Source organism: Shewanella sp. 1180_01 (assembly GCF_052850535.1).
Genome location: NZ_VXCT01000022.1, coordinates 1 through 25883, shown reverse-complemented (window position 1 = coordinate 25883; position 25883 = coordinate 1). Strand labels below are relative to the sequence as shown.

Here is a 25883-nt window from a genome sequence, read left to right as displayed (position 1 = left end):
AATGGAACTTTGTACCATACTGCGGCCGGAGTGCACTACCTGCGCCACTCCGGGCAGCAAGAAAAAGGTACTGGAACTCATCAGCGACTTAGTCGCTGCCCAGTACCCGACCCTCTCATCTCAAGAGATATTCGAAAGCCTAGTGGCGCGCGAAAAGATGGGGAGCACAGGTATAGGTAACGGCATCGCCATTCCACATGGTCGACTAGCCGATATAGATCAGCCCATTGCCATACTCATTAAGTGTGAAGAGCCGATAGCATTCGATGCTATCGATAAGCAACCTGTTGATATTTTATTTGCACTACTGGTGCCTGCAGACCAATGTCAGCAGCACTTAAGTACCTTGTCTTGTATGGCCGAAAAGCTGAGCGACAAGCAAATATTAAAGCAATTACGCAAGACGCATGATGAAACGGAACTCTATCAGGTAATCACTGGATGAAACTGGTCATAGTGTCGGGCCGCTCAGGCTCAGGCAAATCTGTCGCCCTAAGGGTACTCGAAGATCTCGGCTATTATTGTGTCGATAACCTTCCCTTGCCCTTAATCGGCACTTTGCTTGAGCAACTCAAAGGCAGTAACGATCTCGTCGCCATCAGTGTCGACGTGCGTAACATGCCTGAGCAGGACAAGGTCTTAGTGAAGCAACTCGCGAGCCTGCCTCCTGATACTGAGTTAACCAGCTTCTTCCTCAATTCCAGCGATAAAATTCTGCTTAAGCGTTACAGCGAGACCCGTCGTTTGCACCCTTTGTCGAAGAGCCAAGTCTCTTTGCAAGAAGCGATAAAACTGGAAGGGAAGCTGCTCGAGCCTATGTCAAAACTGGTCGATCATTACATAGATACGTCGAACCTGAATATCTATGATTTAAGCGACCAAGTCAGACAAATTCTGCTCGGCAGTGTCGATAAAGAACTCGTGATCAACTTCGAGTCCTTTGGCTTTAAGCACGGAATGCCTACCGAAGCCGACTTTATGTTCGATGTACGCTTTCTGCCCAATCCCCACTGGGAGTTGGCGCTGCGGCCATTGACTGGCTTAGATGAACCCGTGGCTGAGTTCTTAAATCGTCAACCACTGGTCAATAAGTTCATCTGGCAAATCGAAAATTTGCTGGAAACTTGGCTGCCGCATCTCGAGCGCAACAATCGCAGTTATTTAACTGTGGCGATTGGCTGCACGGGTGGGCAACACAGATCGGTTTACGTCGCAGAGCAATTGGCTAAACGCTTTAGTAACGGTAAACATAAAGTTTATGCCCGCCATCGAGAGCTGAATAATGCCAAAGCTTGAACGTCAGATCACCATCTGTAACAAACTGGGATTACATGCCCGTGCCGCCACTAAGTTGGTGGTACTGGCATCCGAGTTTGATGCGACCATCACCTTAATACAAGGCGATAAACAGGCATCGGCCGCCAGCGTGCTTGGCTTATTGATGCTTGAGACTGGCATGGGTAAAACCATTAAACTTATCGCCGAAGGCCCAGATGCTGAGCCCGCTCTGGATGCCATTTGTGCCTTAATCGACGCTAAGTTTGACGAAGCCTGTTAGTTTGATTTCATACTCAGTGTTCCGCACAGGCACTCAGATTAGTACACCTCACACTTAGCACTGCTTATTTGTGCAGTTCACATCTCGTTTCAAAAGCTTGGCGACACATTTGTCGCTCGACGGCACGAACCATAGGCGATTACGCTAGCGAGCATTACCGCTGACTCACCTTAGTCTTAGCCGCCTTAATCTATGCGTAAAACGCATGACCTACGCCAGAGCGCTCTATCTGTGACTGAAGCATAGTTATCGCGAAGTCACCGCTAAGTCTCAGCCCTGCGCCAAGCAGCGCACTCTCGAACCAATTTGCCGCACAGTGGCGGACAACTATGGAGGACAAATGCCCGTAGATAATTCAGAAAACGATCACACCGGACATAGTCTCGACCAGTTAAACCAAGCGCTTAGCAGTGGCATGTTTGTGCACGTGCGTAACATGCTGCAAAAAATGGCCGCCTCAGATATCGCGCTGATCTTAGAATCCTCACCACCCAGCGCCAGACAAGTGCTGTGGCAGCTTATCGATCAAGAACAAATAGGCGACATACTCGACGAGTTAAGCGAGGAACTCAAAGATCCGCTGATCCGCAGCATGAGTCCTGAGCGGGTTGCGAAAGCGACGGCGAGCATGGACACCGATGATCTGGCCTATATTCTGCGAAGTCTTCCCGATGCCGTTTACAAGCAAGTGCTGCAGTCGATGACAGAACAAAACCGCCAGCGGGTAGAACAGGCCTTATCCTATCCCGATGAAACCGCCGGCAGCTTGATGAACACAGATACCGTTACTCTAAGACCCGATGTAAATATCGATGTAGTGCTGCGCTATCTTCGTCAAAGGGGCAACCTGCCAGACACCACAGATACCTTATATGTGGTCGATAAACAGGACAAAGTGCTCGGCGGTGTCAGGCTGGCAGATCTGCTGACTTGCGCGCCAAGCACCACAATTCGCAACATCATGGACCCCGATATCCAAAGTATTCCTGTGAGCATGTCCGACAGTGAAGTGGCGCAGAAATTCGAACGCAATGACTGGGTATCCGCCCCCGTCGTTGACGGCGATGGCAAGCTGCTAGGACGAATAACAATCGATGACGTGGTCGATGTTATCCGCGAAGATGCCGAACATTCCATGATGGGGATGGCGGGGATGGACGATGACGAGGACACGTTCGGCCCAGTGCTAAAAAGTACCCTACGTCGCTCACTCTGGCTCACGATTAACTTGTTCGCGGCACTGCTCGCCTCCTCAGTTAGTAATATGTTTGAAGGCACTATCGAGCAATTTGCCACAATAGCCATCTTGATGACAATTGTCCCTAGCATGGGCGGTGTGGCCGGTAATCAAACCTTAGCGCTCGTGATCCGCGGTATTGCCTTAGGCCACATAGGCCAAAGCAACGCCCGTTGGCTTATTGGTAAAGAATTATCGATTGGCTTTCTCAATGGCTTAATGTGGTCGATTTTAGTCTTTATTGCCGTGTTGCTGTGGAAGGATGATATGGCACTCGCAGGATTAATTGGCAGCGCCATGCTGATCAACATGACAGTTGCTGGGCTTGCAGGTGCGAGTATTCCATTGATTTTAAAACGCCTTAAAATCGATCCCGCCCTCGCTGGCGGCATGGTGCTCACCACAGTCACTGACGTGGTTGGCCTATTCGCCTTCCTCGGATTAGCGACGCTCTATCTGATGCACTAACGCACTAATGTTTAACAGTTTGAGTTTATAACAAAAACGGCACCGAAAGGGTGCCGTTTTTATCTCGCAAAAAAGCTAAACAAGGCTATTTTGCCGGTGGTTGAAAACCATAACTGCTCAGTATAGCTTGGCCTTTTGCCGATAGAATAAACTCAGCTAACGGCGTTGCGGCAGCATTGGCGCCCTGCAAAACCAGCAAACCATAGTCGGCCCCCACGGCGAGTTCCTGCGGTAAGTCGATGATTTGTAGACTCGGCACTTCTTGTTTAGCCAGCACAGCATTAGTGCAATAGGTTAAAAAGATATCTGCTTGCTTGTTTTCCATCACCCAGCCATAAGGATTGCGATCTTTAGGTGGTTTAGCACTCTCAGGGCCGCCCGTCAGTTGCAATGCCTTGGTCTCTAACGCGACTTTCGCATTGGGTTTTACCGCTTCGGCCTTAGCAAAAACGGCCCAGGCATAATCACCCGCCGGATCGGCTTTCGGGGTTGAGGTGCCAACTTTGACCTTAGGATCTAATAAGGTATCGAGTAGCGTTGCGCTCGTCACCTGAACATTATCCTGAGCAACTGCGCAGAGTTGATTACGGGCAAACATTTGCACCGCTTTCCCCTGACCCGCATCCACTAACGCCTGCGGATGTTTCATATTCGCCGAGGCAAAAATATCGACTTTTTCACCCTCTTGAATACGTTTTAACAATAAACCTGATGGCGCATATTGTGCCGCAACACTCGTTTGCGACTCGGCTTGATAAGCGGCAATAATATCCTTCATCGCAGTCTTTAAACTGCCTGCGGCGCGCAGTTCAATCGGCGCCGCTCCTGTGGTCACTTCGGCTTTCATCGGCATTCCTTGTACAGCAGCCACCGTGATGACAGGGCTTAAACTCAAGGCGACTAACACGTGTTTGCTTATCATAGTCATATTCTCCTCTGGGCGCTAAAAGTCATTCTTGTGACTTATCCCCATACAGAACGTGAAATCGATAAAGGGATCAAGCTGAACTCATCCCGAAGCAAACCGCTGTGATGTGATTGTGGTGCAGATCACCCAAAACACAGGTTAGAGAGGACAAATTGTCTAGCTAAAATCTGCGAGGCACTTATCGCTAAATATTCCTATCAAAGAAACAAAAAAGTCGCCCTCAGGCGACTTTTGTAAAACTAGAATGCTTAATGTCTATTGACCCGTCGGCGTTAATACAATCTCAACACGGCGGTTTTGGGCGCGGCCATTGGCATTAGCATTTGATGCGATAGGACTCGCTTCACCCATGCCTTTTGATTTTACACGGGCAGAGGCTACGCCTTTGCTCATCAAGTAATTACCCACTTCACCCGCACGTACTTGTGACAGACGTAAATTGTAAGAGTCTGAACCACTGCTGTCGGTATAACCTAATACGTTAAGCTGTGTTTTGCTGTATTCCTTGGCCACAACCGCCACTGAGTTCAGCACGCGTTTAGCGCCGTCGCTTAACTCGGTTTGATCTACGCCGAAGGTGACTTCATTTGGCATATTCAAAATGATGTTATCGCCGCTACGGGTCACACTCACGCCCGTTGAGGCGAGTTGTTGGCGTAATTTGGTCTCTTGCACATCCATGTAATAACCAATACCACCACCGACAGCAGCGCCCGATGCTGCACCAATTAACGCACCTTTACCGCGGTCGCTTTTGCTCGAAGAGACTACGCCAATGGCAGCCCCTGCGACGGCACCAATCAATGCACCACTGGTCGCTTTAGCGGTTTGTTGTTCGTTTGAATAGGGATTGATTGTTGTACAACCCGATGCAACTAGCGCGGTCGTCAATACCACTATGGCTAACAGGGATGGTTTAGATTGCACTGCCTGAAAACACTTCATCATTTATAACCTCTTTATATGATTGATGACTGTGAATACCGCTCAAAGGGCAAGAAATATCACTTCACACTAGGTAATACGAATGACCTAGGGATTGCCACAAGGCAGGCAGTATATACCCAAACTACCTGAAGATGCAGGATTCAGCGGGAGTTTAACGCACTTTAGGCAAGGCGGTTATTTGCGGACCTAGTGGACTAAGTTAAAAATAACCAACACGGCATAAAGTGCGTTAAAACCCGCCGGGACGGAGCACCTAGGGCACTCCACTTCCGTGTTGCATCAATTCAAAAGGTGGCCGACATTCTGTCATTGATGCGCCTTGAATTGAAGCACCCTAGGCGCTCTGAAACTCGTATCTTCAGGTAGCTTGGGTATATAGGCAATTGCGCTCGAGACAATCCTTTATCCATATTCAATTCTGCTAATCCAGATTTTAGTCAGCAAAGATACAGATTTAGGGCTTCAATCTTGGCTTAGACCGCCCTGCTCCATATCAAGCCGATGGCACCGAAATAGTGCGCCTTGCACCTTTTTTGGCAGCACTAAAAAATCACGCCGTTTTAATCAAAGGCATAAGCAATTGATTTTAAAAAATTAAAGTAAAAGTTAGAATATTGGCACGAATTTTACATACTACTAAGTGAGTAGACAGTCAGACGCGGTATAAATCGCCGAAAACTCAAGTCGACTTCAACAGGATTAATCCAAATTAAATGGACCTATCGAGACAGAAAATTAACTCGAGTATTTAGGGTCATGAAGGAGGAAGTATGAAAACAGTCATGAACTTTATCGCACTATGTCGCCACGAATGGATTTGTCTACGCCACCTAGGTCTGAGCCAGTGGGATTTAGAACAGCGTCAATATCATCAATAAAAGGCAACGCAAACGGTCATATTTTAGTTAGAAAGCAGTAAAAGAGGGAACGCTCATGGGAATCGCAGAAAATAGTCTCAAGCTACATGTTATCACCGAGGTTAAAGTGCAAGGTCGCTTACTGTCGGATGTTGCACGTCAATACGGTTTATCTGCCAAGGCAGTCTACCAATGGGTGCGGGAAAGCGATTTGCAACCCCAGCAAAGAGAATGCGCATTAATGAGCGAGATTGCCCAACTGCAGAAAAGGATTAAACAGCTCAATAACGAGCTACGCACAATAGGTTAAGCGCTGCATGGCAATTGAGTGCCTGTACAACAAGTTAAACGTGCCCGAATAGACAAGGCCGGACGAGATTGCATATCGCCCTGCTGATAACGCTAACGATGTAAAAGATGTGCTAACAACAATAATAACAGCGCCCTTTTTAGTCCGGCCTTGTCGTCCAAATTGATGAACCCAGCGAAGATTGGGAAATAGTATTAAAACCGACAAACGAAACGAACAGAGACAATGCAAAAGTTTCGGCAAGACTGGGGAGGGAGTTATCTCCCCCAAGATCAAATATGTGAATTGTGCTCCCCCAAGTCATGAACATATTTCTCTCTCTGGTCTTGTCATTTTATTCACAGGATCAATGATGATCCAGCGCTATAACAAGTGTGGCGCGCCAAGGAAGGCTGTGATTTAGTGTCTGTTTTACTTAGATTTATTTAAGAAGCACCAAGGTTTCGGCAAGGATTGAGGGAGTTGTCTTCCCCAAAGATTAAATATGTGAATTGTGCTCCCCCAAGTCATGAACATATTTCTCTCTCAGCTCTTGTCCTTTTATTACACAGTTTGATGATTGCTAGCTTGTTTTTAGCAACAAGGATGGACCCAGCTCCAATCGGAGATTAAGCCATGGATTGGCTAACGCCAAAAATTAAATAACAACAATAAAATAACTAACAAAATCAACAACAAAAACAATAGTGATACTTAATTTTTAGCATAAAAAAGACGCTACTTTGAGCGTCTTTTTTATGGGCGAAAAACGACTGACAATTAATAGTCTTCTTCGTTTGCCTCTTGGATCCTTTGTTTACGCTCTTGCGCCTCTTCAAAGGCCGCTTGAATTTCCTCTAACACGGCACTGACATCGGCTTCGACCAACACTTCGGTAAACTCACCGGTTAATGGCGTTTCAGGTTTTAACTCACCCGCTTCAAACAGAGCCCAAATCTCTTTGGCATATTGCGTTTTTAACAGCTCAGGAGCATACAAGCCATAGTATTGAGTCATGTTATTCACATCACGCGCTAACATCCATTTGGCATGGTTATTCGCCGCGGCATCGACCGCCTGAGGCAAATCGATAATCACTGGCCCTTCACTATCGACTAACACGTTAAACTCAGACAAGTCACCGTGCACTAAACCTGCACAGAGCATACGTTTGACATAGGTCATCACCAACGCATGATCGTTCAGGGCTTTTTCTGCCGACATACTCACATCGTTCAATCTCGGTGCGACATTGCCCTCGGCATCCGTCACTAACTCCATCAGCAACACGCCATCAAAACAGCCATAGGGCGTTGGCACGCGCACACCCGCATTAGCTAAACGATAAAGCGCTTCAACCTCGGCATTTTGCCAAGCTTCTTCCTGCTGATCGCGACCAAATTTAGAGCCTTTCTCCATCGCACGTGCACGACGGCTGTTGCGGACTTTTCGGCCTTCTTGATACAACACAGCTTGCTTAAAACTGCGCTTGTCCGCTTCTTTATAGACTTTGGCACAGCGGATATCATCACCACTGCGTACAACGTACACAGTGGCTTCTTTACCGCTCATTAACTGGCTAATGACCTCATCGACCAGTCCTTCATCAACCAGGGGTTGGATTCGTTTCGGAGTTTTCATAGCGCCCTTATACCTTACTTAGGCATGATATGGAATACTGCGGGCAAATCTTCATACAAAAGCGGTCTCCAGCGGAAGTTTGATGAATATAGTTCAGGATTGTTAAACGAATTTTAAGTAAAAACTAATGCACTTGCGTGTTAAACACAATACCAGATTTACTGAGGACTTTGGCAAAGAAAGAGACTGAAAATGAAGCTTAAACTAAAAGAATATTCTTTTCCGCCAACCGATATAAAGCAAGAGGTAGAACCACAGCCACTCTCCTACAGCGAACATGTAAATCCAAGATCGCTCAAATAGATATCCGAGCTAGGTTTACGCAGAAACTTAACTCACACAAATAAGGCAATCACACTTCCCACGGTCGCCGCCGCTTTCAATATTTGGCCAGCGCTGTAATACGTGTCGTTCGAATCATTCGCGTCATTAGGGGCTGTATCGGGAGTAGGCGCCTCAGTTTTGCTCATCGCAGCAACATCGGAACTGGGCTCAGCTTTGGGAGCCGCCAAGCCCAATGCGCCATAGGTAAAGGATTTCAGTCCACTTGGCTCCGCCGTATCACTAGATTGATGAACCGATTTGGCCGTCGGTAATGAAGCAGAATGCGCCGATGAAACGGGTGAAATCATAGCTAACCCCAAAGCAGACATTAAAGTGTTAATCGCAAACTAACACAATATCAGCCTGTTATCATGCATTCATCCGCTAAACTGTGATGGATTCTGCCCAACAAAACGCATCTATGACAATATAAATGGCGGTATATAAAGCTAGATCTCCCCCAGAAGAGCCTTTATCCTAAACGCCACAACATATAGAGAACTTGTCCATGCATTATCCTAGCCTTTTCCTCGCCCTTTCGGTCATATCACTCACTCAATGCAGCAGCTTATCGATTGAAGAATGCGCCAATAGTGATTGGTTTGCCCTAGGACTGGCCGATGGCAACCGTGGGACGAGCGCTGGGCAATTGAATCAATATCAAAAAGATTGCCGAGAATTTAATCTCAGCGTCGATACCGAGCAGTGGAAACAAGGATACCAGCAAGGGTTAGCTAGTTACTGTCTTCCCGAAAATGGCTACCGCGTGGGCTTAGCGGGAGAAAGCTATTATGGGGTTTGCAGCAATAACGCCTTCGTTGAACGTTATAATCAGGGCCATCAACAATATCTGACAAACAAACGCTTATCTGAAATAGCCGATCGCTTAAATGCCATCGATAGAGAGGTAAGCAGTCTTGATGGCAAGATCAATAATCTCACCGATAAGGCCGACTTATTAAAACAGAAAAACAGCCTACTCAATGAAAAGAATCAACTGTTAGATGAAAGATCTCGCCTACGCAGACCCGATATGCGCTTCGAATTCAGATTCTAAGCCATAAAAAAACACTGAGCCCAATTGGACTCAGTGTTTAGGTTAATCACATAGATTATGTCAGTTTCACAGTCCGCTATTTTTGTGGTAATCCAGCAGTGGATTTAACATTGACTCTTTGGCTAACATCGGCAAATTTAGCTTTTTTTAACCCTGATGGACGCAGGAAAAAACCATAGTAAAGTAGGCTCGCCGACGTCCATGCAATAGCTAAACTCCATAAGTCATGGCTCAAGAAATGGGCACCGCGTAACTCTTGGCCGATACCGAACACTAGGCCTAAACTCACCCCGAAAATTAAGCCAAACTTAGCTAAATGCGGACGATACTCACGCAGCACGTAATACAAGGCAACCCAAGCAAAACCACCGCTGGCATGGCCGCCAGGGAAACATTGACCAAATTCAGCGCCTTCAGGTAAACGGGCAAACAGGGAGGAATGCAGCATACGGCCGCCAAACTCAATCACATCCCAGGGGCAGGTCATATGGGTAAAGCTCTTGCCAATGCGTACCAGCAACACACTCGCCAATACGCTACAAAATAGATAAATCAACCCCTTACGGTACGGCTTAACCCTGTCACTTCGAAAGCTAAAGGCAATGCCGACCACAACACTTACCGCCAGCAAGATAACAAAGTTACGCCCAGCGACGTGCAACAAATTTTCGGTCAGCCAATTACCTCTTAATGGCCAAGAGTCGACGCCACCCTGCCAATGGAATAACAAGGTCGCCACTTTCATATCAGCGTGAGTCCATTCAAGCCCAAAGATGATCACCGCAAACACTAACAGTGGCGCGATTAGATGCCCTTTGGCAAAATCGATAAATGTCATCCGAACATTATTTTTCAAATAGTTACTCACTCATGAATCCAATGACTAGAACATTTAGTGTTAGCGTAGCGCTGAATTCTTATCTAAAACTTAAGAAACGCAATTGCGACGTTAACACAAAATTTACATCGCAATGCAACTAAATTTATTCAAAAAACTCACAACATGAGTAAAAAGACTATAGTTTATAAATAATATCGCGCCTCTAGGACTGAGCATTCATGCCATACAATTTCGCCATTAATCAGTCTCAAAAAGATCGTTTATTCGCCGACATTGCTATCGACACAGACAAAATCGTTGTTCCCCAAGTCATGGTTGATAACTGGCAACAAACCTTAGATTTGCTCTCTGAATTGGTCGACACTCCCGCGGCTTTAATCATGCGTGTCCATCAAACCGATATAGAAGTGTTTACCTCGAGCCGCACTCAAGGGAATCCCTATAAAAAACACGACAAAGACAGTTTAGGCCACGGACTTTACTGCGAGACAGTGATAAAAGCAGGCAAGGAACTCCACATTCCGAATGCCCTAAAAGATAAAGACTGGGATAAAAATCCTGATATAAAACTCGGCATGATTGCCTACTGTGGCTTACCTTTACGCTGGCCCGATAACAGCGCCTTTGGCACTATCTGCATGCTCGATAACAAAGAGCATAATTACAGCCAATCGTTTCGCAGCTTACTCGCTCGTTTTCAAAATGGTATAGAAGCCAACCTAGTCACCCTCTATCAACAGGCAAAGCTGCAACTGCACAACCAAGAGTTAGAGCAAAAAGTGCAACAACGCACCCATGAACTGGCCGAACTCAGTAGCAAACTCATCAAAGAAATCGAAAATCGGACCTCCACCGAAACCTCACTGGAATACCATAAAAGCTATGATCCACTTACGGGATTACCGAATCGCATCAATTTGATTAATAGCCTTTCGACTATGCTCGAAGAAGTGAATCGCAAGGAAAAGATTTCAGTACTCTATCTGGGGCTGCGTAATTTCAAGTCCATCAACGACAGTTATGGCTACCTGATTGGCGATAAAATTCTCACCATTCTCAGCCAACGTTTACAACACTATGCCGATGAAAATACCTTCATCGCCCGTATTGCCGGCGCCGAGTTTGTGATTATTCAAGCTCATAAACCTTCGAACAACGAAACCAACAAACTCATCAATAAAGTGCTTAGCTGCTGTAATACCCCCTTTGGCGTGGCGGATTTTGTGATCACCATTCCATCGAGCATGGGTATAGCTCAAGCGCCCATCGATGGCATAGATGCCGCCATTCTGCTGCAAAAAGCGGGAGCTGCGATGACGATCAGCAAAACCGATGGCTCAACTCACAGCTTCTTTAATCAAGATACTCAAGCGGCTTTGAATCTACGCTATCAACTGGAATCTCACTTAGTCGATGCATTGAACAAAAACGAGTTAAGCCTTCATTACCAACCCTTTATTAACTTAAAAAACCAAAAGGTGATAGGCGCCGAAGCCCTGCTGCGCTGGCACAATCCGATCCTTGGCAATGTCGCCCCAGACAGATTTATCGCCTTAGCAGAACGTAATGGACAGATTATTGATATCGGTAATTTTGTATTGCATACCGCTCTGGCTCAGGCGGCAAAATGGTGTCGCGAGCTAGACCAGGAGTTTAAAATCGCCATCAACATCTCCCCTTTGCAAATGCGCAATCCCCGTTTTAGCGAGCACATAGCTGACTTACTCACCCTCTATCAATTGCCACCGACGGCCCTAGAGCTTGAAATCACCGAAGGCATGTTGATGCAGGACGAGCACATTGCCCACAATGCCATCCAAAAACTGCAGGAACTCGGGATCCGCATCTCCTTAGATGACTTTGGCACTGGCTATTCATCCCTAAGTTATCTACAAAAATACTCTTTCGACACTTTAAAAATCGATCGCTGCTTTATCAATAAACTCGAAGAAAACGAACAAGATAGGGAGCTCACTAAAGCGATTATTGCCATAGGCAAGAAACTGAACTTAGTCGTGATCGCCGAAGGCGTGGAAACCCTAGAACAAGATGCCTTTATTCGTCACGAGGAATGCGACTTAGGCCAAGGCTACCTCTACGGTAAACCCATCACAGCACAAGAGTTTGAGCAGGCATTTATCCATAAAAAAGAGCATTAAGTTCATCCTTAATGCTCTTTTTATCTCACGAATAAAAATCGACTTCACAATGCTGCGTGAATAGTCATTTCCACAGACAGTATAAATTACATTGGGATAGATATGTGTTGAAGACTAATGTTTGGGACCAGTAATTTTAGTCGTTAGCAGTTTAGCGTCTGCTGATATCCACTCATATAGGTTTACCATGGTATTTGCTCGTCGACTCGCAGCCAGTCCGTCCTTGGATGCTCGACCACCCCGTCCATGGGGCGGACGGTCGTCTCGCTAATCACCATGGCGCACCTTTTTGGCATTAGCGTAATCTGTAGATTTAAAAGCCTTACGCTGCACGCTTTTGGACTTAAACGTGTTAGTTCCAACACTCTAACCTGTAATTTTCGGATTAAAATCTCTATATGTTAATGCCCCTATCAGAGGCAATAAAATAGCTGTCAAACAGGTAGTGTTCAAATTTCTGTGTCATTTCTTTAAGCTATACCAAAAAGAGATGATTTATGACCACACCTACTTTTGATATCAATGCTGCCATTCAAGCGCTACGTGAAGGAAAAGACCTCACAGGCAAGGATGGCATCTTAACCCCTTTGATTAAGCAACTCACTGAAGCGGCGTTAGTTGCTGAGTTGGATGGCCATTTGGCTAACCCTGATACGGTTAATCGTAAAAACGGTAAAACCACTAAAACGGTTAAAAGCCCCATTGGCAACTTCGAGCTCAACACGCCCAGAGACAGAGCGGGCACCTTCGAACCTCAATTAGTCAAAAAGCACCAAACCCAACTTACCGATGAAATGGAGCGTAAAATCATTGGCTTATTTTCATTAGGCTCCAGCTATCAAGATATTCGCGCGCATATCGAAGACATGTACGGCATGTCGGTATCCAACGGCACGGTGAACGCCATTACTGACAAGTTACTACCTGAGCTTCAAGCATGGCGCGAACGCGAGCTAGAGCCGCTTTATCCCGTCATATGGCTCGATGCAATTCACTATAAAATCAAAGAGAACGGTCGCTTTATTAGCAAGGCGGTTTACACCATTTTGGCCCTTAACGTCGAAGGTAAAAAAGAGCTATTAGGCTTATATCTGTCTGATAATGAAGGCGCTCACCATTGGTTAAGCGTGCTAACTGACCTGTATAATCGCGGCGTTAAAGACATTCTCATCGCCTGCGTTGATGGCCTTAAAGGCTTTCCTGAAGCGATTGCAACCATTTACCCGCAGACGGAAGTGCAACTGTGTGTCATCCACCAAATTCGTAACTCGATGAAGTATGTTGCTTCTAAGCATCAAAAGGCCTTTATGGCCGATTTAAAGTGCGTTTATAAGGCTGCCACCTTGAATGCGGCCGAGATGGCACTGGATGAGCTAGAGACAAAATGGGGCGATAAATACCCCGTGGTGATTAAATCATGGCGCAACAAGTGGGCGCTGTTATCGGTGTATTTCAAATACCCAGATTATGTCCGCACTGCCATCTACACCACTAATGCGGTTGAAGCGGTACATAGGCAATTCAGGAAGTTAACCAAAACGAAGGGCGGTTTTGCTAACGAGAACAGTTTACTCAAGCTGCTTTACGCGGGTATATTGAAGGCCTCTGAGCGCTGGACGCATCCCATCCAAAACTGGAATTTGACGCTATCACAGCTCTCAATCCATTTTGAGGGGCGCTTAGAAAACCATATCGATCTGTGAAATTAACCTGACACAGAATTATGAACAGCCTCGTCAAACACTGCAAAGAAGTGTAATAAACAGCTATTTTTTCCTTTGAATTTGCCAGAAAATTAATATGCCACTACAAATAACTATTTAATATTACTTTGTTGAAGGATTAGTTAAATCTATCATCCATGATCTTAAATCCTTCCATAAAACGATATCTCTTGGCAGTACTAATTCGTCCTTGATCTTCACATCTACAGCAGATTCCGTTAATGGAACTAATTTTCCATTTTGCCTTACTTCGGATATATAAAAAGTATTATGAGGTAAATCATTAGGCGGGATCAGCCAATAACTTAAGGTCACTTTAGATTCTGAATCGCCGCTAAAGTAGGATGTAGTGAGCCAGTTACTTTTAAGTTTCGGAACTCGTGACAAGCAATCCTCGAATCTAGTTCTTTCATCTCCTTCACGTTTATAAATAACATCGTTAGCAAAACCACCACGTTCTTCAATAAAAAGAAGGTATCGTCGCCCTGGTATAAGTTCTTCTTTAGAGCCCAGGGTCAACTGGTCTGAATTGGGTTTAGACAAACTTTCATTTACCCTAACTTTATTCTTGTATCCGCAAAGCGATTTGTCGCCTAAACTTACTTTCCATTTGGGTGTATGTGTCCACTCAATCATTTCCGATGAAATAACAGTTACGTCAACGATGTTTTCAGCTGACAACACTGCCTGTGCTAAATCTTGACGAATAAAGCGTGCATCAGTGCTTCCTGCATACAGTAAAAAAAGAGCTAGTCCATAAGTAATAATCTGATTATTCATCAAAGCTAACCTTTGTCGCATTGAAACGTTCCAGTAATTGTGAACACTTTCTAACATTACCGAAACCTGGTCAACATGTCTGTAACTAGCAGAGCTAGTTTGATAAAGCGAAGCAAGCTTTGGGGTATCAGGGTGACAGTCAAATACAGGCCATTCCAGTATGAACTAAAGACAAGCATTTTTAGTAACATTACTAAAGTTTGGTCAACGACTATACGTTTCATTTAGCCTGTCTAGGTGCTCAAAACACGGAATTGGTTTAGCTAAGCTAACAGCGAAAAGGTTGGCTGAGATTGGCATTGTTGCAACAGTGACCGTTGGCGGCATGGATATCGCCGTCGAACCTATAGGGATATATTTACGGCGAGTCACTGAGGAAATAATGACAATTCATGCTGCACAACTGAAGACAAAGTAAGATAACTTTGGGGCAATAGCTTTTTAGCTAAACGAACAGCGACAGGGTTAGTTAAGATTAGCACTGTTGCAACAGTGACCTTCTAAAACATAGATGATTAAAGCAGCGCCCATCAACCTAGGTCGCTGCTTTACATCTCACTCATAGGGATAGGGAAATGAGACTAGTCTGCTTTGATGACGGCTTGTTTTAGTATTTCTTCATCATTCTTATACACCACTAGCTCGCCTGGAGGGCTATCGCTGGTGCCTAAGACGGTGACATAACAATGATACTGGTATGGGCCGCTGCGAAATTGGTATGAATGATTCCCACCGCTACCATCGAATACGAGTTTGCCTTTATTCAGCACTAGATCTGGCTTTTCGCTCAATGACTTACCCTTTGCCCAAGCGACATAACGGTATTGATCATTCCCCATATTATCGACACGAATCGTAAACTTAGCGGTTTCCCAAGTTAATTCTGGGCTCACAAACTCACTCACGCTCGCATGTAATCCCGTTTTTTGCTTAGCGATCAGCTCAGCTTTCAGTTTTGCCTCTGCGGGTGTTTGGTAGTTAATGGCTATGATCTTGCCATCTAAATCCAGCCACACTTCACCGCTGCCGAGCATAATGCCGCGCCAACCCATGGTCTGCCAATCAGCGTCGACCTTAGAATTGGCAATCTGCTCAAGTAATTGTGAATCGAAGACTTGGTCGAAACGTGCGCTCATTTCTTGCATATTTTGAATCGCAAGGATCGGATATTCACGTTTAAGAGGGTAAGCCACTCGCTTAGCCATGGCTTCTGGATCATTTGCTTTAGCCGCATCAATAAGCCCTTGCACCAGAGGAATATATTCCTTTGGCAATGCCTCATCGGCGGCATTCACTCTGCTACTCAAACCCATAGCACCAAATATCAAGGCGGCATAACACGCGATTTGCATTAGTTTAGCTTGGCCGAAAACTGCTAATTTTATTGCCTTTAGTGGTGAGGCGAGTGACATCTTTATTCCTTACATCCAAACGTCTCTACTGAGACCAAAGGCCAAGAATAAAAATGCACAGGACTAAAACCTAAGCTGATTGACGCTACGCCTGACTAAGCCGTGAGCAACAGGTTAGCGTAAATAGCCAGCGCGACCGACATAAAGATGACACCAATAATTGCATCGATAATCGGTGTCAGTCGCTGCAATTTAAGTTGCACCTGCGCCTTAGATAACATCACCGCCAAAAAGCCAAACCATGCCAGCGACAGCGATAACAACAAAACAGCGGAGGCAATTTTAGTGCTAGTGGTGACGCTTGGGGTAATCAAGGCCGAAAACAGGGTTAAGAAAAACACCAATGCCTTGGGATTCAATAGATTGGTATAAAGCCCAGTCAAAAAACCTTGCCTGCGTGACATAGCGCCACCTAAGCCACCAGCAATAGACGCCGCGCCTTCAACGTCAGCAGAAATAGCATCAACATTTGTCCCAGCATTTGTACTGGCACTCGCTTTACGTTTAGCCAGTATCGCAAGGCCTGCACGCAGGGCACCAAACCCCATCCAAGCTAGGTAAGACGCGCCCACAATTTGCACTAATAGATACAGGGTATGCGAACTCTTAATAAGCAGACTCACGCCAGTCAGACTTAAAATCGTGTGGGCTAAAATGGCTATTGAAATCCCCACGGCTGCGGCAATCGCCGTGCTTCTGGACTGCTGAGTCGCAATCTTCACCATAATAGCGAAATCGGGTCCGGGGCTTATCAAGGCAACCGAGTGGATCACGGCCAAGGTGAGTAATAAAGATAAATCCATAGAGATGCGGCTCCGCAAAAAAGTGATGAACGATAACTGAGGCTGTCAGTATGGCCATTTATCGCAGGGCTGAATTGTAATAAATTGCACGATTCTGTTTTATTCGAATTAGTGTTTTTGAACCAGTGACTTTAGAAGCAACCGTTTTCGAAATAACGGTTTCAAAGCAACGGCTTTAAAAGCTGCAATCTTCAACTCTACAGCAATCGTTAAAAGACGAAAAAACTAGAGCATGCGCCGCTGAAATTGCACCGGCGATAATAGGAATGCCTGCTTAAAGGCTTTATTTAAATGGCTCTGATCGAAAAATCCGAATTGCTGCGCCACATCCGCCACTAAAGCGCCATGGCTTAAGGATTTTTTCGCCAACTCTAAACGCACCCGCTTGAGATACGCATGGGGTGTCATCCCTGTTGCCTGTTTAAATTGCCGTAAAAACTGAAACTTACTTAAGCTCACTTCATTGGCTAAGGTTTCAAGCTGAGTATTATGCCAAGGCTCATCGTGAATTCGCTGCTTCACTAAGCTCACCTGCAGCTTAGATAACCCCTGCGGTTGATTCGGTTTAGATATACAAGATGAAACGCCGCTTGGGTAACGCTCCAGCAGCAGATGAATAAAGTTCAGTAAGTGGGACTCGCCCGCGAGCGCACTGCATTGGCCTTGGATCAATAGCTCGTGTAGCTGAATAAAATATTGATAAAGCGTTGAGTCATCCACCATAGGCGCGCTGAAAAAGTGCTCCTTCAACCCCAGTTCTTGACTGACTTCATTCATGTATTCCACGGGGATCGACATCACTTTCACCCGATAACCGTCGGCATCGCGGCTCTGGCCATCGTGGGTTTCGTCAGGATTTAAGGTCGATAGACTGTGCTGACCAAGCTGATAACTACTGCCCTTATTCACAAACTGCTGCGCACCTTGGGTGACCACACCTAAGTGGTAATCCAGATGCACATGTTTATCAAAGCTAAAATGCGTGAATTCCGCCTGACTCAGTTCTATGCCTGATAAGCTGGGATGACGCCAATAGTTAATGTTTTCAACGGGTATTGCTGTACTCATCGCTCGCGGCTATTACCTATAACATCAGTTTTAACACTGGGAAAACTCAAATCCACTAAGGTTCATTCTAGCCTTCATTGTCAGCGCGGCAATAGTAAATTATTGCAGCCATATCGTTTGATGAAATGTGCGCATAGATTGGCACATAGATTAGCGCATTAACTAGCGCATGAATGGGCATTTACATTAGCGCCGAATAAAAACAAAAACGCCCAACTCTGTGGGCGCTTATAAATGCAGACTAGCTTACGTTATAAGTTCTACTCAGCGCTAAGCTCGTCAGTATCACTTACACTTAATATCGATTAATGCGAATGGCTGCCGTGTCCGCCTTGGGCTTCAATCGATTGGCCTTCGCTGTTGTAAAAACCGCTGCCGCCATGTTCAATAAAGCCTTGGTTGATCATCTTAGCGATAAAAGGATCGGACTCACTATCGCCGACATCGGCAAAATCAATATCTTGATAATCTTGGGTTAATACCACAAACGCATCGCTATCAAATGGCTCTACGCCCACCAGCTTGTACGCTAGATTCGGTTGAGATTGACCTAAGATAAACTCAGCGGGCAGGCCGATGGCATCAATCCAAACAAGCTCACTCTCTAAACCGTTAACCTTACCTTCAAAGCCTTGAGTCGCAAAACACGCCTCTTGCTTAGCTTGTGTCTTGGCCATGTGTGTCGGCAATGCTGGCGATACTACATGGTACAACTGGTCGCGATCGTGTTGAATGTTGAGTGCGCGCAAATCACCTTTGCGGTAAGTCACAGAACGTTTTTCAGCGGGGAAATAACGCACGTACTCGCCATTGCTCGACCATTCTTCAAATGTTGATCCATCACGCTGAATAATAAAGTCTTGTCCATTACGGATGAGGGTCATTTGCCATTGCTGGCCCTTGCCATTGGTCACTTGATATTGAGCCTTTAAATGCTCGGCTTGTAGCGTTGGACACTGAGCCTCTTGCGCTGCCATAGCAACACTTGGCAGAACTAAGCTGGATAACATTAGAGCCAATAGACGGTTTTTCATTAGACTTCTCACTTGCTGAACAGGGTAAACACTTAAGCTTTTGTAAACGCTTTGGTATGTTAAATCGTTAGGCTAAAGGCCGATGGATGACGTATGCCATCCATCGGCACTGCTTTTACTTAGCTATTACTGCACTATGTCTTACTGCACTATTTCTTACTTCACTATGCAGAGACTAAGCGGGTCTTACTTAACGGCAGCCGCTTCAGCTTTAGCCACTAAATTTGCCGCGCGGTTCATCACGTGGAAAATGTGGTTCTGCTCAACCGTACCTTGGATAAGATCCGAACTTGGGCCGCGGGCGAAAATCGCTACGTCTTCCCCGGCATGGGTCTCATCGCTTAATGGCACTAGGGCTTCTTGGTGGAATCCGGCACTTTGGGTATCAACAAAGTTCAAGTCCTTACGACCAGCGTCCACTGGGAAGTTGTAACGCTCATCGCCACCTGTCGCTAATGACGCATAGCCCATGCCGTTAGCGTAACCGACTGTGGTATATGGTAAACCGTTAGCATCGGTAGAGTTAGTCACTTCAGCAACGCCGTTGGCGTCGTTCGACTTCACTAAACCTAGGATAGGGTTACCGCGAGTTGGATAACCTGCAATGGTGAACACATGGCTGTGATCCGCAGTGACCATTAACAAGGTATCGTTCGCCGAGGTTTTTTCCATCGCCACGCGTACCGCTTCAGACAATGCCATTGTGTCATACAGCGCACGCGCCGCATTACCTGCATGGTGAGCGTGGTCGATACGGCCAGCTTCAACAATCAGCACGAAGCCTTTTGAGTTTTTCTTCAGAATATCAATCGACTTAGCCGTCATTTCCGCCAGTGATGGCTCGCCAGTCACGCCCGCTTCTTTACGATCGTAGTCGTATTCCATGTGCGATGAGTTGAATAGGCCAAGCAAATGATCTGTGCTTGCCGCATCCACACTGAGGAAACCGTCTCTGTCTTGCACGTAAGCGGCGTTAGTGTATTTAGTCATCCACTCAGCTGTGAGATCGCGACCATCGTTACGCTTACCGGCTTTACCTTCTGGATCAACGGTCGTCTTAGGAATAAAGGCGCGGCGACCGCCACCCATCATCACGTTAAGACCGCTGCCGTAGTTAAAGTCGAGCATTTGCGCGGCGATATCTTTACAGCCGTTAGTCACAGCTTCAGCTGGCAGGTTTGAATCGGCTTCCCAATCACGCTCCGGCACATGGGCGTAAGTCGCCGCAGGAGTTGCGTGGGTTAAACGCGCAGTCGTTACCACACCCGTTGCCATTCCCGCCATTGCGGCAAGCTCAAGTGATGTCACGAGATTTTGATCTTTAGTCGAAGCACAGTTAGCACGAACTACGCCTTCAGCTTGTGAAATCACGCCCACGTCGGTTTTTACACCTGTCATCATCGCTGACATAGTGCCTGCAGAATCCGGCGTTTGGCCGTCGACGTTATAGGTTTTAGAAAGACCCACATACGGCAGAGTTTCGAAAGATAACGAGTTTTCTTCACCCGTTTTGCCTTTTAGCTGGCCTTCTAAAATACGTGCGGCAGTAATGGTTGATACACCCATACCGTCACCCACAAACAGGATCACGTTTTTCGCGGCGCCAACATCATTGTTAACCGTTAAGCCTTCGGCTTTGGTCACGCGAGCTTGTGCATCGACATACCACTGATTCACAGCAGTCCAATCTTTGCCATTGCTACCGTTAGACCCATTTGATCCATTGCTACCCGGTGTACCCGCGGTACCGTTATCACCATCGCTACCGCATGCGGCTAAACCCAGCATGGCTGAAATCGCGACTACTAGTAATTTCTTATTCATTTTTTGCTCCAAAAGTGAGGACTCAGTAACTAATCCGTGATTAGTACTTAGTGCCGCCAAGCTGCTGCGCTTGGTTGATAATGTGGAAGATCACGTTCTGCTCAATCACGCCCTGAACCAGATTCGAACCTGGACCTCTGGCGTGTAAGCTGATGTCTTCACCGGCGTGAGTCTCACTTTCCATTGGGATAAGCGCTTGTTGCATAAAATCTTTATCTTGCGTATCGACTGAGGTTAAGTCGTCACGCACACCCACCACAGCACCTGGGCCGTTGGTATAAGCCAGCGTGGTGTAAGGCTTGTTGTCATTCGCTGTCGCTAACGTGCCATCGACGTTATGCACTAAACCTAAGATAGGGTTACCGCGTTTTGGGTAGCCTGCGATAGTGAACACATGGCTGTGATCCGCTGTTACCATGATCAAAGTATCGTCGCTGCTCGTCGCATCCATTGCCGCTTTCACTGCATTAGATAACTCAACCGCATCGGTCAGCGCACGGCTTGCATTGCCCGCATGGTGACCGTGGTCGATACGGCCAGATTCAACGATCAGCAAGTAGCCTTTATCATTCTTCTTCAAAATATCGAGGGATTTGGCGGTCATTTCAGTCAGTGATGGTTCACCACCTACGTCATCAGCGCGGTCTGCTTCGTATTCCATGTGTGATGGATTAAATAGGCCGAGTAAATGATCTGTGTTGGCGGCATCAATGGCGTCGAAGCCTTTTTTGTCCCACACGTAAGCAGATTTGCTGAAATTATCGACCCAAGCTTTGGTTAAGTCTTTGCCGTCTTTACGTTTACCGGCTTTGTTCTCGCCATCTTTCACTGTTGTGGGTAGGAAGTAGCTACGGCCGCCACCTAATGCCACAGTTAACGAATTAGCTTCATCGCGCATTACCAATTGGCTGGCGATGTCGGTACAACCGTTCGCAACCGCTTCGGCAGGTAAGTTGAAATCGCCTTCCCAATCGCGTTCAGGGGTTTTGGCATAGGTTGCCGCTGGCGTGGCGTGCGTTAAACGCGCCGTAGTGACTATGCCTGTTGATAATCCTTTGGCATTAGCAAGGTCGACCAGAGAAACAAGTTCATTGCCTTTTGAAGACAAACAGTTACCACGTAAGCTGGTATCTGAAATAGAGATAATACCCGCCTTGGTTTTAACGCCTGTCGCCATGGCTGTCATAGTGCCCGCAGAATCTGGCGTTTGTTGGTTAGTGTTATAGGTTTTCACTAACGCCGTGTGGGGGAACTGCTCGAAACTTAAGAAGTTTTCTTCGCCGCCTTGGTTGTCAGCTTTATCCTGCCCTTGCAGAATTCGGGCTGCCGTTAGCGTCGAAATACTCATGCCGTCACCGACAAATAAAATCACATTTTTAGCGGTTTTTTTAGTGTCGACTTGGGCTTTAGCCACCACGTTTGCCGCACTGTCTTTAAACCACTGGCTGTCTGTTTGTGTTGCGGGCAGGACTGCAGCATGCGCTACAACCGTCATTAAGCTGCAGGAGATAGCTGCAGCGATCCGTTTAATATTCATCACGTTCATCACCGATTTATTATTGAGTGTATGAGGGTATTCCCTGTAGAGGCGACCCGATTTTCAGGTATTTATGTGACGAATAGGCGTGATTTGGATGGCGGTTTTATTGCAGCTAAGTGTCAGATTTATTTCAATTAACAATATGCAAGACGTTAAGTTTGACCACCAGCATGGTGGCCAAACTGATCAAAGGATGGGGTAATCTTAGAAATGGTAACTCACGCTCACTCTCACCATACGCGGCTCAACAGGATGATAATGCTGATCTTCTACCCCTTCGGCGGCTTCACTAAGTAAGCGTGATTCATAGAAATAATCTATGTCATGATCTTTACTATCGAACACATTGAGCAGCTCAAGCTTAGTGTCAAAGCGGCGGAACTCAAACTCTGATGAGTAAAAAACCAATAAAACACAGACACATGTTGTTTCCATGTGCCGTATAGCCCATATTTAAAAACAAAAGGACAAGATGTCCGTCAGCAGCGCCAAATCAATGCGAGCTCATTTAAATGACATGGCATAGCTCGAATAATGATGAATCCATTTATTAGGCTAACTATACTCAGATTCAAAATGCTGTAAAAATAACAAATCTAAGGAACAGATGAACAACAAAATAACCTTCAAAAATAGCAGACAAATCGATTCACTCCTTCTCCCTAAGCTGCCCACTCTGAAGTGGTATTGCTGTGCTGGCCGTGGAGCATAAGGATGGGGACTCAGTTCGCACGCACCTTCGCTAGGTTACGGCAACGAACTCGTTCAACCGTTGCTAAGGTTTTATTAATCATCAGCATGTTCGTAGGGATCTGCATCGCGCTCGTCGCCCTAGTGTATATTCAAGGCAATATATTTGATGGTGTACGCACCTATGTCCGCGGTGAAGGCTTATGGGCCAAGGCGCAAAAAGATGCGGTACTTTATCTCAACCACTATTCACACACCCAAAATGATGTGGACTTTCAGCGTTATCGTGCCGCGACGAGCGTCATGGAACGCGATCATCGAGCTAGACAAGCCCTACTCGCCACACCCATTGATGAACAAGCCGCCAAACAGGGTTTTATTCAGGGCCTCAATGACGAACGGGATACCGACTCAATGATCTGGTTTTTCCGACACTTTCAATCCAATCATTATATGCAGCAAGCCATTCAGTTGTGGGGCTTAGCCGATCAACGCTTCGAGTTTGTGGTGCAACTCGCCGAAAATATGCGCATTGAAATCAATCAGCTTGGTGCTAGGCCCGAAGTTCTCGCACAATATCGCCAGCAATTGATTGATGCCAATGAAGAATTGCTCAGCCTAGAAATTGAATTTTCAGCTGTGCTCAGTGAAGGCGCGCGCTGGGTCAAGCAAATGACTTGGTTAATTAGCCTTGGTGCCCTATTGCTGTTTATCAGTATTGGGATCTTCGCCAGTCGGCAGATCATTCGTAATATCGCCAGATCCGAGCGGTTGTTACAGATAAGCGAATCTCGCTTCACTAGCCTGAAAAACTCCGATACTATCGGGATCATTTCATGGCAACTCGATGGCACCATACATGATGCCAATGATCATTTTCTCCAGATGCTCAATTTTGACCGTGCGGATTTAACTTCAGGCTTAATCAACTGGCGCTCAATTACCCCGCCTGAATATGAAACACGTGATGCCATTGCAATTGCAGAGTTAGAACAGTTTGGCCGCTGCCAGCAATATGAAAAACAACTTATCAGCAAGAATGGCGTCTTAGTGCCAGTGATGCTAGCGGCGAGCTTTTTGAATGGCAGCAAACATGAAGGCGTAGCCTACTTTATGGACCTCACCGCCAGTAAGCAGGCCGAAGATAAACTCAGACTCGCGGCAACCGTTTTTAATGCCAGCACAGACGGCATAATGATCACCGATCCCCTGCTAAGCATTATCTCTATTAATCAAGCCTTTACCCATGTTACAGGTTTTACCCAACAGGATTTACACGGCGATGCCAACGACTTCCTCAATGATGGACACAATAACGATGACGCCCGCCAAGCCATGCGAAATCTGTTGCAGCAAGGCGAGCAATGGCAGGGAGAATTATTAAAAACGGTTAAATCAGGCGACTTACTGCCCCTGAGTGTACGCATCAATACAGTGCGAAATGAGCATGACCGCCTGACTCATTTTGTCATTGTGATTACCGACATTGCCGAACGTAAGGCAGAAGAAGAATATCTGCGTCATATCGCCCACCACGACGCCTTGACGAATCTGCCTAATCGCGTGTTATTTCACACTAAACTTGAACAAGCCATAGTGCATGCGCAACGCACTCAAAGCATTTTTGCGGTGTTATTTTTAGACTTAGATAATTTTAAGCCAGTGAATGATTCGTTTGGTCATGATGTGGGCGACAAATTACTGCAAGAAGTTGCGATGCGGCTACGCTCAAGCACTCGGCAAATGGATACCACCACTCGCCTAGGCGGCGATGAGTTTGTGATCTTGCTGGAACGCCTTGCCAATACCCACAATATCGCCCAACTGGTCCCTAAGATAACCCAAGCTATTTGCGAGCCCTACACTATCAATGGTCATCAAATCCATATTGGTGTCAGCGTCGGTTTGGCGCTTTATCCAGAAAACGGCACAGATGCAAAAAGCCTGATCAATCATGCAGATCAGGCCATGTATTCGATGAAAAAAATCAATAAGATTCAACGACAAAACTCAGTCTAAGTCTGACTAGCGAGTTTACGCCTACGTAATCCATCACGAATCACCTCATAGCTGGGGAACATAGTGGCAATCACTAGACTATAACTGAGCCATTTATCTAGCTGCAGTAACGTAAATATCCCCTGTAATTCAGTTCCTTGGCTCTGTACTTGGGTTTGTAATAGTGGCGAACTAAATGCCAGAAAGACTAAGAACGAGGCATAAGCAAGATTGATCCCCATATTTGCCAATAACAATTCACTGGTCCACACTCGGCGGCGTAGTTGCCACAGACTATTGCCCATAGACAGCAAAATAATAGGGCTAAACCATTGCAGTAATTGCTGAGCATTAGCGCTAAAAATCACAGTGCGTGCGGCTAATTGCTCGCTACTCATCCACATAGAACACCATATCACCAGCAAGAGAAAGAGATACGTCGCCAGATCGGCAAACACATCACTTAAACTAATATGCTGCCAACCTGGGCCGACTTTTGGTAGGTTCTGCGGCTGCCATTTCTGGCAATTGCTGCCGGACAGCGGTTTTCCTTGAGCCGAAAAGCTCCAAAAAGACAAGCTAATTGCAGTAAAAGCTAGACAGGCATCGCCGATAAAACCACTAACGATATGCTGGATAAATCTGAATAGATTTCCTTCTGTTGAGCCCAACCATTGCGTCGTTCCGCCCACCACCTGCAACA

At 46.2% G+C, this 25883-nt stretch carries 23 protein-coding genes; 9 read left to right on the top strand and 14 right to left on the bottom strand.

Annotated elements, in window-relative coordinates; all coding sequences use genetic code 11:
- The first annotated feature begins 1 nt into the window (after position 1).
- The 4 genes from ptsN (at position 2) to mgtE (ending at position 3263) form a co-directional block, all read left to right on the top strand.
- Positions 2-445 (top strand): PTS IIA-like nitrogen regulatory protein PtsN, encoded by a 444-nt coding sequence (ptsN, locus tag FW758_RS12805; protein WP_006083071.1) that lies wholly within the window; start codon positions 2-4, stop codon positions 443-445.
- Positions 442-1296: an RNase adapter RapZ gene (gene rapZ / locus FW758_RS12800; protein WP_006083072.1), complete on the top strand. Its 855-nt coding sequence runs from the start codon at positions 442-444 to the stop codon at positions 1294-1296. The genes ptsN and rapZ overlap by 4 nt, the downstream gene beginning before the upstream one ends.
- On the top strand, positions 1283-1558 hold the full coding sequence (locus FW758_RS12795; RefSeq protein ID WP_006083073.1) for an HPr family phosphocarrier protein: 276 nt from the start codon (positions 1283-1285) through the stop codon (positions 1556-1558). The genes rapZ and FW758_RS12795 overlap by 14 nt, the downstream gene beginning before the upstream one ends.
- Before the next feature lie 340 nt (positions 1559-1898).
- Positions 1899-3263 (top strand): magnesium transporter, encoded by a 1365-nt coding sequence (gene mgtE, locus FW758_RS12790; protein WP_006086076.1) that lies wholly within the window; start codon positions 1899-1901, stop codon positions 3261-3263.
- An 85-nt stretch (positions 3264-3348) separates the two neighbouring features.
- Here mgtE and FW758_RS12785 read toward each other — a convergent pair whose 3' ends face one another.
- Positions 3349-4185: a molybdate ABC transporter substrate-binding protein gene (locus tag FW758_RS12785; protein ID WP_427749160.1), complete on the bottom strand. Its 837-nt coding sequence runs from the start codon at positions 4183-4185 to the stop codon at positions 3349-3351.
- A 261-nt stretch (positions 4186-4446) separates the two neighbouring features.
- Complete coding sequence (locus tag FW758_RS12780) at positions 4447-5136, bottom strand: OmpA family protein (RefSeq protein ID WP_162096847.1); 690 nt, start codon at positions 5134-5136, stop codon at positions 4447-4449.
- A 936-nt stretch (positions 5137-6072) separates the two neighbouring features.
- On the opposite strand from FW758_RS12780, the gene FW758_RS12775 reads away from it, so the two are divergent.
- On the top strand, positions 6073-6306 hold the full coding sequence (locus tag FW758_RS12775; protein WP_006083078.1) for a transposase: 234 nt from the start codon (positions 6073-6075) through the stop codon (positions 6304-6306).
- 759 nt (positions 6307-7065) lie between these two features.
- On the opposite strand, the gene FW758_RS12770 is transcribed toward FW758_RS12775, so the two are convergent.
- Positions 7066-7926 carry a PA4780 family RIO1-like protein kinase gene (locus tag FW758_RS12770; protein ID WP_006083079.1) on the bottom strand — a complete coding sequence of 287 codons (861 nt, stop codon included), beginning with the start codon at positions 7924-7926 and terminating at the stop codon, positions 7066-7068.
- Between the two features lie 335 nt (positions 7927-8261).
- Positions 8262-8579 carry a hypothetical protein gene (locus tag FW758_RS12765; protein WP_006086079.1) on the bottom strand — a complete coding sequence of 106 codons (318 nt, stop codon included), beginning with the start codon at positions 8577-8579 and terminating at the stop codon, positions 8262-8264.
- A gap of 179 nt (positions 8580-8758) precedes the next feature.
- On the opposite strand from FW758_RS12765, the gene FW758_RS12760 reads away from it, so the two are divergent.
- The gene (locus FW758_RS12760; protein WP_446445584.1) at positions 8759-9307 is read left to right on the top strand and encodes a DUF2799 domain-containing protein; all 549 of its coding nucleotides are present in this window, start codon (positions 8759-8761) and stop codon (positions 9305-9307) included.
- Between the two features lie 76 nt (positions 9308-9383).
- Here FW758_RS12760 and FW758_RS12755 read toward each other — a convergent pair whose 3' ends face one another.
- Entirely contained in the window at positions 9384-10145 is a 762-nt protein-coding gene (locus tag FW758_RS12755; RefSeq protein WP_446445606.1) for a phosphatase PAP2 family protein, read from the bottom strand.
- Between the two features lie 221 nt (positions 10146-10366).
- Here FW758_RS12755 and FW758_RS12750 point away from each other — a divergent pair, with 221 nt between their 5' ends.
- Positions 10367-12307, top strand: coding sequence for a bifunctional diguanylate cyclase/phosphodiesterase (locus tag FW758_RS12750; RefSeq protein WP_446445583.1), 1941 nt, complete (start codon positions 10367-10369; stop codon positions 12305-12307).
- A gap of 497 nt (positions 12308-12804) precedes the next feature.
- Positions 12805-14010, top strand: coding sequence for an IS256-like element ISSod5 family transposase (locus tag FW758_RS12745; protein WP_446445582.1), 1206 nt, complete (start codon positions 12805-12807; stop codon positions 14008-14010).
- A 123-nt stretch (positions 14011-14133) separates the two neighbouring features.
- Here FW758_RS12745 and FW758_RS12740 read toward each other — a convergent pair whose 3' ends face one another.
- The 8 genes from FW758_RS12740 to FW758_RS12705 form a co-directional block, all read right to left on the bottom strand.
- Positions 14134-14811 (bottom strand): hypothetical protein, encoded by a 678-nt coding sequence (locus FW758_RS12740; protein ID WP_041411383.1) that lies wholly within the window; start codon positions 14809-14811, stop codon positions 14134-14136.
- Between the two features lie 581 nt (positions 14812-15392).
- Positions 15393-16223 carry a hypothetical protein gene (locus FW758_RS12735; RefSeq protein ID WP_446445581.1) on the bottom strand — a complete coding sequence of 277 codons (831 nt, stop codon included), beginning with the start codon at positions 16221-16223 and terminating at the stop codon, positions 15393-15395.
- A 95-nt stretch (positions 16224-16318) separates the two neighbouring features.
- Complete coding sequence (locus FW758_RS12730) at positions 16319-17026, bottom strand: LysE family transporter (RefSeq protein WP_063882312.1); 708 nt, start codon at positions 17024-17026, stop codon at positions 16319-16321.
- A 225-nt stretch (positions 17027-17251) separates the two neighbouring features.
- Positions 17252-18094 (bottom strand): AraC family transcriptional regulator, encoded by an 843-nt coding sequence (locus FW758_RS12725; RefSeq protein WP_446445580.1) that lies wholly within the window; start codon positions 18092-18094, stop codon positions 17252-17254.
- Positions 18095-18399: 305 nt separating this feature from the next.
- The gene (locus FW758_RS12720) at positions 18400-19128 is read right to left on the bottom strand and encodes a hypothetical protein (RefSeq protein WP_311891848.1); all 729 of its coding nucleotides are present in this window, start codon (positions 19126-19128) and stop codon (positions 18400-18402) included.
- 186 nt (positions 19129-19314) lie between these two features.
- A complete protein-coding gene (locus tag FW758_RS12715) occupies positions 19315-20952 on the bottom strand; it encodes an alkaline phosphatase (RefSeq protein WP_115335548.1) in 1638 nt (545 codons plus the stop codon).
- Positions 20953-20992: 40 nt separating this feature from the next.
- Complete coding sequence (locus FW758_RS12710; RefSeq protein WP_011847836.1) at positions 20993-22489, bottom strand: alkaline phosphatase; 1497 nt, start codon at positions 22487-22489, stop codon at positions 20993-20995.
- A gap of 207 nt (positions 22490-22696) precedes the next feature.
- Positions 22697-22927 carry a hypothetical protein gene (locus FW758_RS12705; RefSeq protein WP_446445607.1) on the bottom strand — a complete coding sequence of 77 codons (231 nt, stop codon included), beginning with the start codon at positions 22925-22927 and terminating at the stop codon, positions 22697-22699.
- 279 nt (positions 22928-23206) lie between these two features.
- On the opposite strand from FW758_RS12705, the gene FW758_RS12700 reads away from it, so the two are divergent.
- Positions 23207-25201, top strand: coding sequence for a diguanylate cyclase domain-containing protein (locus FW758_RS12700; RefSeq protein WP_446445579.1), 1995 nt, complete (start codon positions 23207-23209; stop codon positions 25199-25201).
- Here the strand turns inward: FW758_RS12700 and FW758_RS12695 are convergent.
- On the bottom strand, positions 25198-25883 hold a 686-nt coding region (locus FW758_RS12695), incomplete at its 5' end, for a hypothetical protein (protein WP_446445578.1). The genes FW758_RS12700 and FW758_RS12695 overlap by 4 nt on opposite strands.

Coding starts and splice junctions, on each gene's coding strand:
- rapZ (WP_006083072.1), top strand. CDS start 442: ATGAAACTGGTCATAGTGTCGGGCCGCTCAGGCTCAGGCAAATCTGTC.
- FW758_RS12775 (WP_006083078.1), top strand. CDS start 6,073: ATGGGAATCGCAGAAAATAGTCTCAAGCTACATGTTATCACCGAGGTT.
- FW758_RS12710 (WP_011847836.1), bottom strand. CDS start 22,489: ATGAATATTAAACGGATCGCTGCAGCTATCTCCTGCAGCTTAATGACG.
- FW758_RS12770 (WP_006083079.1), bottom strand. CDS start 7,926: ATGAAAACTCCGAAACGAATCCAACCCCTGGTTGATGAAGGACTGGTC.
- FW758_RS12720 (WP_311891848.1), bottom strand. CDS start 19,128: ATGAAAAACCGTCTATTGGCTCTAATGTTATCCAGCTTAGTTCTGCCA.
- FW758_RS12730 (WP_063882312.1), bottom strand. CDS start 17,026: ATGGATTTATCTTTATTACTCACCTTGGCCGTGATCCACTCGGTTGCC.
- FW758_RS12715 (WP_115335548.1), bottom strand. CDS start 20,952: ATGAATAAGAAATTACTAGTAGTCGCGATTTCAGCCATGCTGGGTTTA.
- mgtE (WP_006086076.1), top strand. CDS start 1,899: ATGCCCGTAGATAATTCAGAAAACGATCACACCGGACATAGTCTCGAC.
- FW758_RS12735 (WP_446445581.1), bottom strand. CDS start 16,223: ATGTCACTCGCCTCACCACTAAAGGCAATAAAATTAGCAGTTTTCGGC.
- FW758_RS12785 (WP_427749160.1), bottom strand. CDS start 4,185: ATGATAAGCAAACACGTGTTAGTCGCCTTGAGTTTAAGCCCTGTCATC.
- FW758_RS12750 (WP_446445583.1), top strand. CDS start 10,367: ATGCCATACAATTTCGCCATTAATCAGTCTCAAAAAGATCGTTTATTC.
- FW758_RS12755 (WP_446445606.1), bottom strand. CDS start 10,145: ATGACATTTATCGATTTTGCCAAAGGGCATCTAATCGCGCCACTGTTA.
- FW758_RS12760 (WP_446445584.1), top strand. CDS start 8,759: ATGCATTATCCTAGCCTTTTCCTCGCCCTTTCGGTCATATCACTCACT.
- FW758_RS12780 (WP_162096847.1), bottom strand. CDS start 5,136: ATGAAGTGTTTTCAGGCAGTGCAATCTAAACCATCCCTGTTAGCCATA.
- ptsN (WP_006083071.1), top strand. CDS start 2: ATGGAACTTTGTACCATACTGCGGCCGGAGTGCACTACCTGCGCCACT.
- FW758_RS12705 (WP_446445607.1), bottom strand. CDS start 22,927: ATGGAAACAACATGTGTCTGTGTTTTATTGGTTTTTTACTCATCAGAG.
- FW758_RS12795 (WP_006083073.1), top strand. CDS start 1,283: ATGCCAAAGCTTGAACGTCAGATCACCATCTGTAACAAACTGGGATTA.
- FW758_RS12740 (WP_041411383.1), bottom strand. CDS start 14,811: ATGAATAATCAGATTATTACTTATGGACTAGCTCTTTTTTTACTGTAT.
- FW758_RS12765 (WP_006086079.1), bottom strand. CDS start 8,579: ATGTCTGCTTTGGGGTTAGCTATGATTTCACCCGTTTCATCGGCGCAT.
- FW758_RS12745 (WP_446445582.1), top strand. CDS start 12,805: ATGACCACACCTACTTTTGATATCAATGCTGCCATTCAAGCGCTACGT.
- FW758_RS12700 (WP_446445579.1), top strand. CDS start 23,207: ATGGGGACTCAGTTCGCACGCACCTTCGCTAGGTTACGGCAACGAACT.
- FW758_RS12725 (WP_446445580.1), bottom strand. CDS start 18,094: ATGAGTACAGCAATACCCGTTGAAAACATTAACTATTGGCGTCATCCC.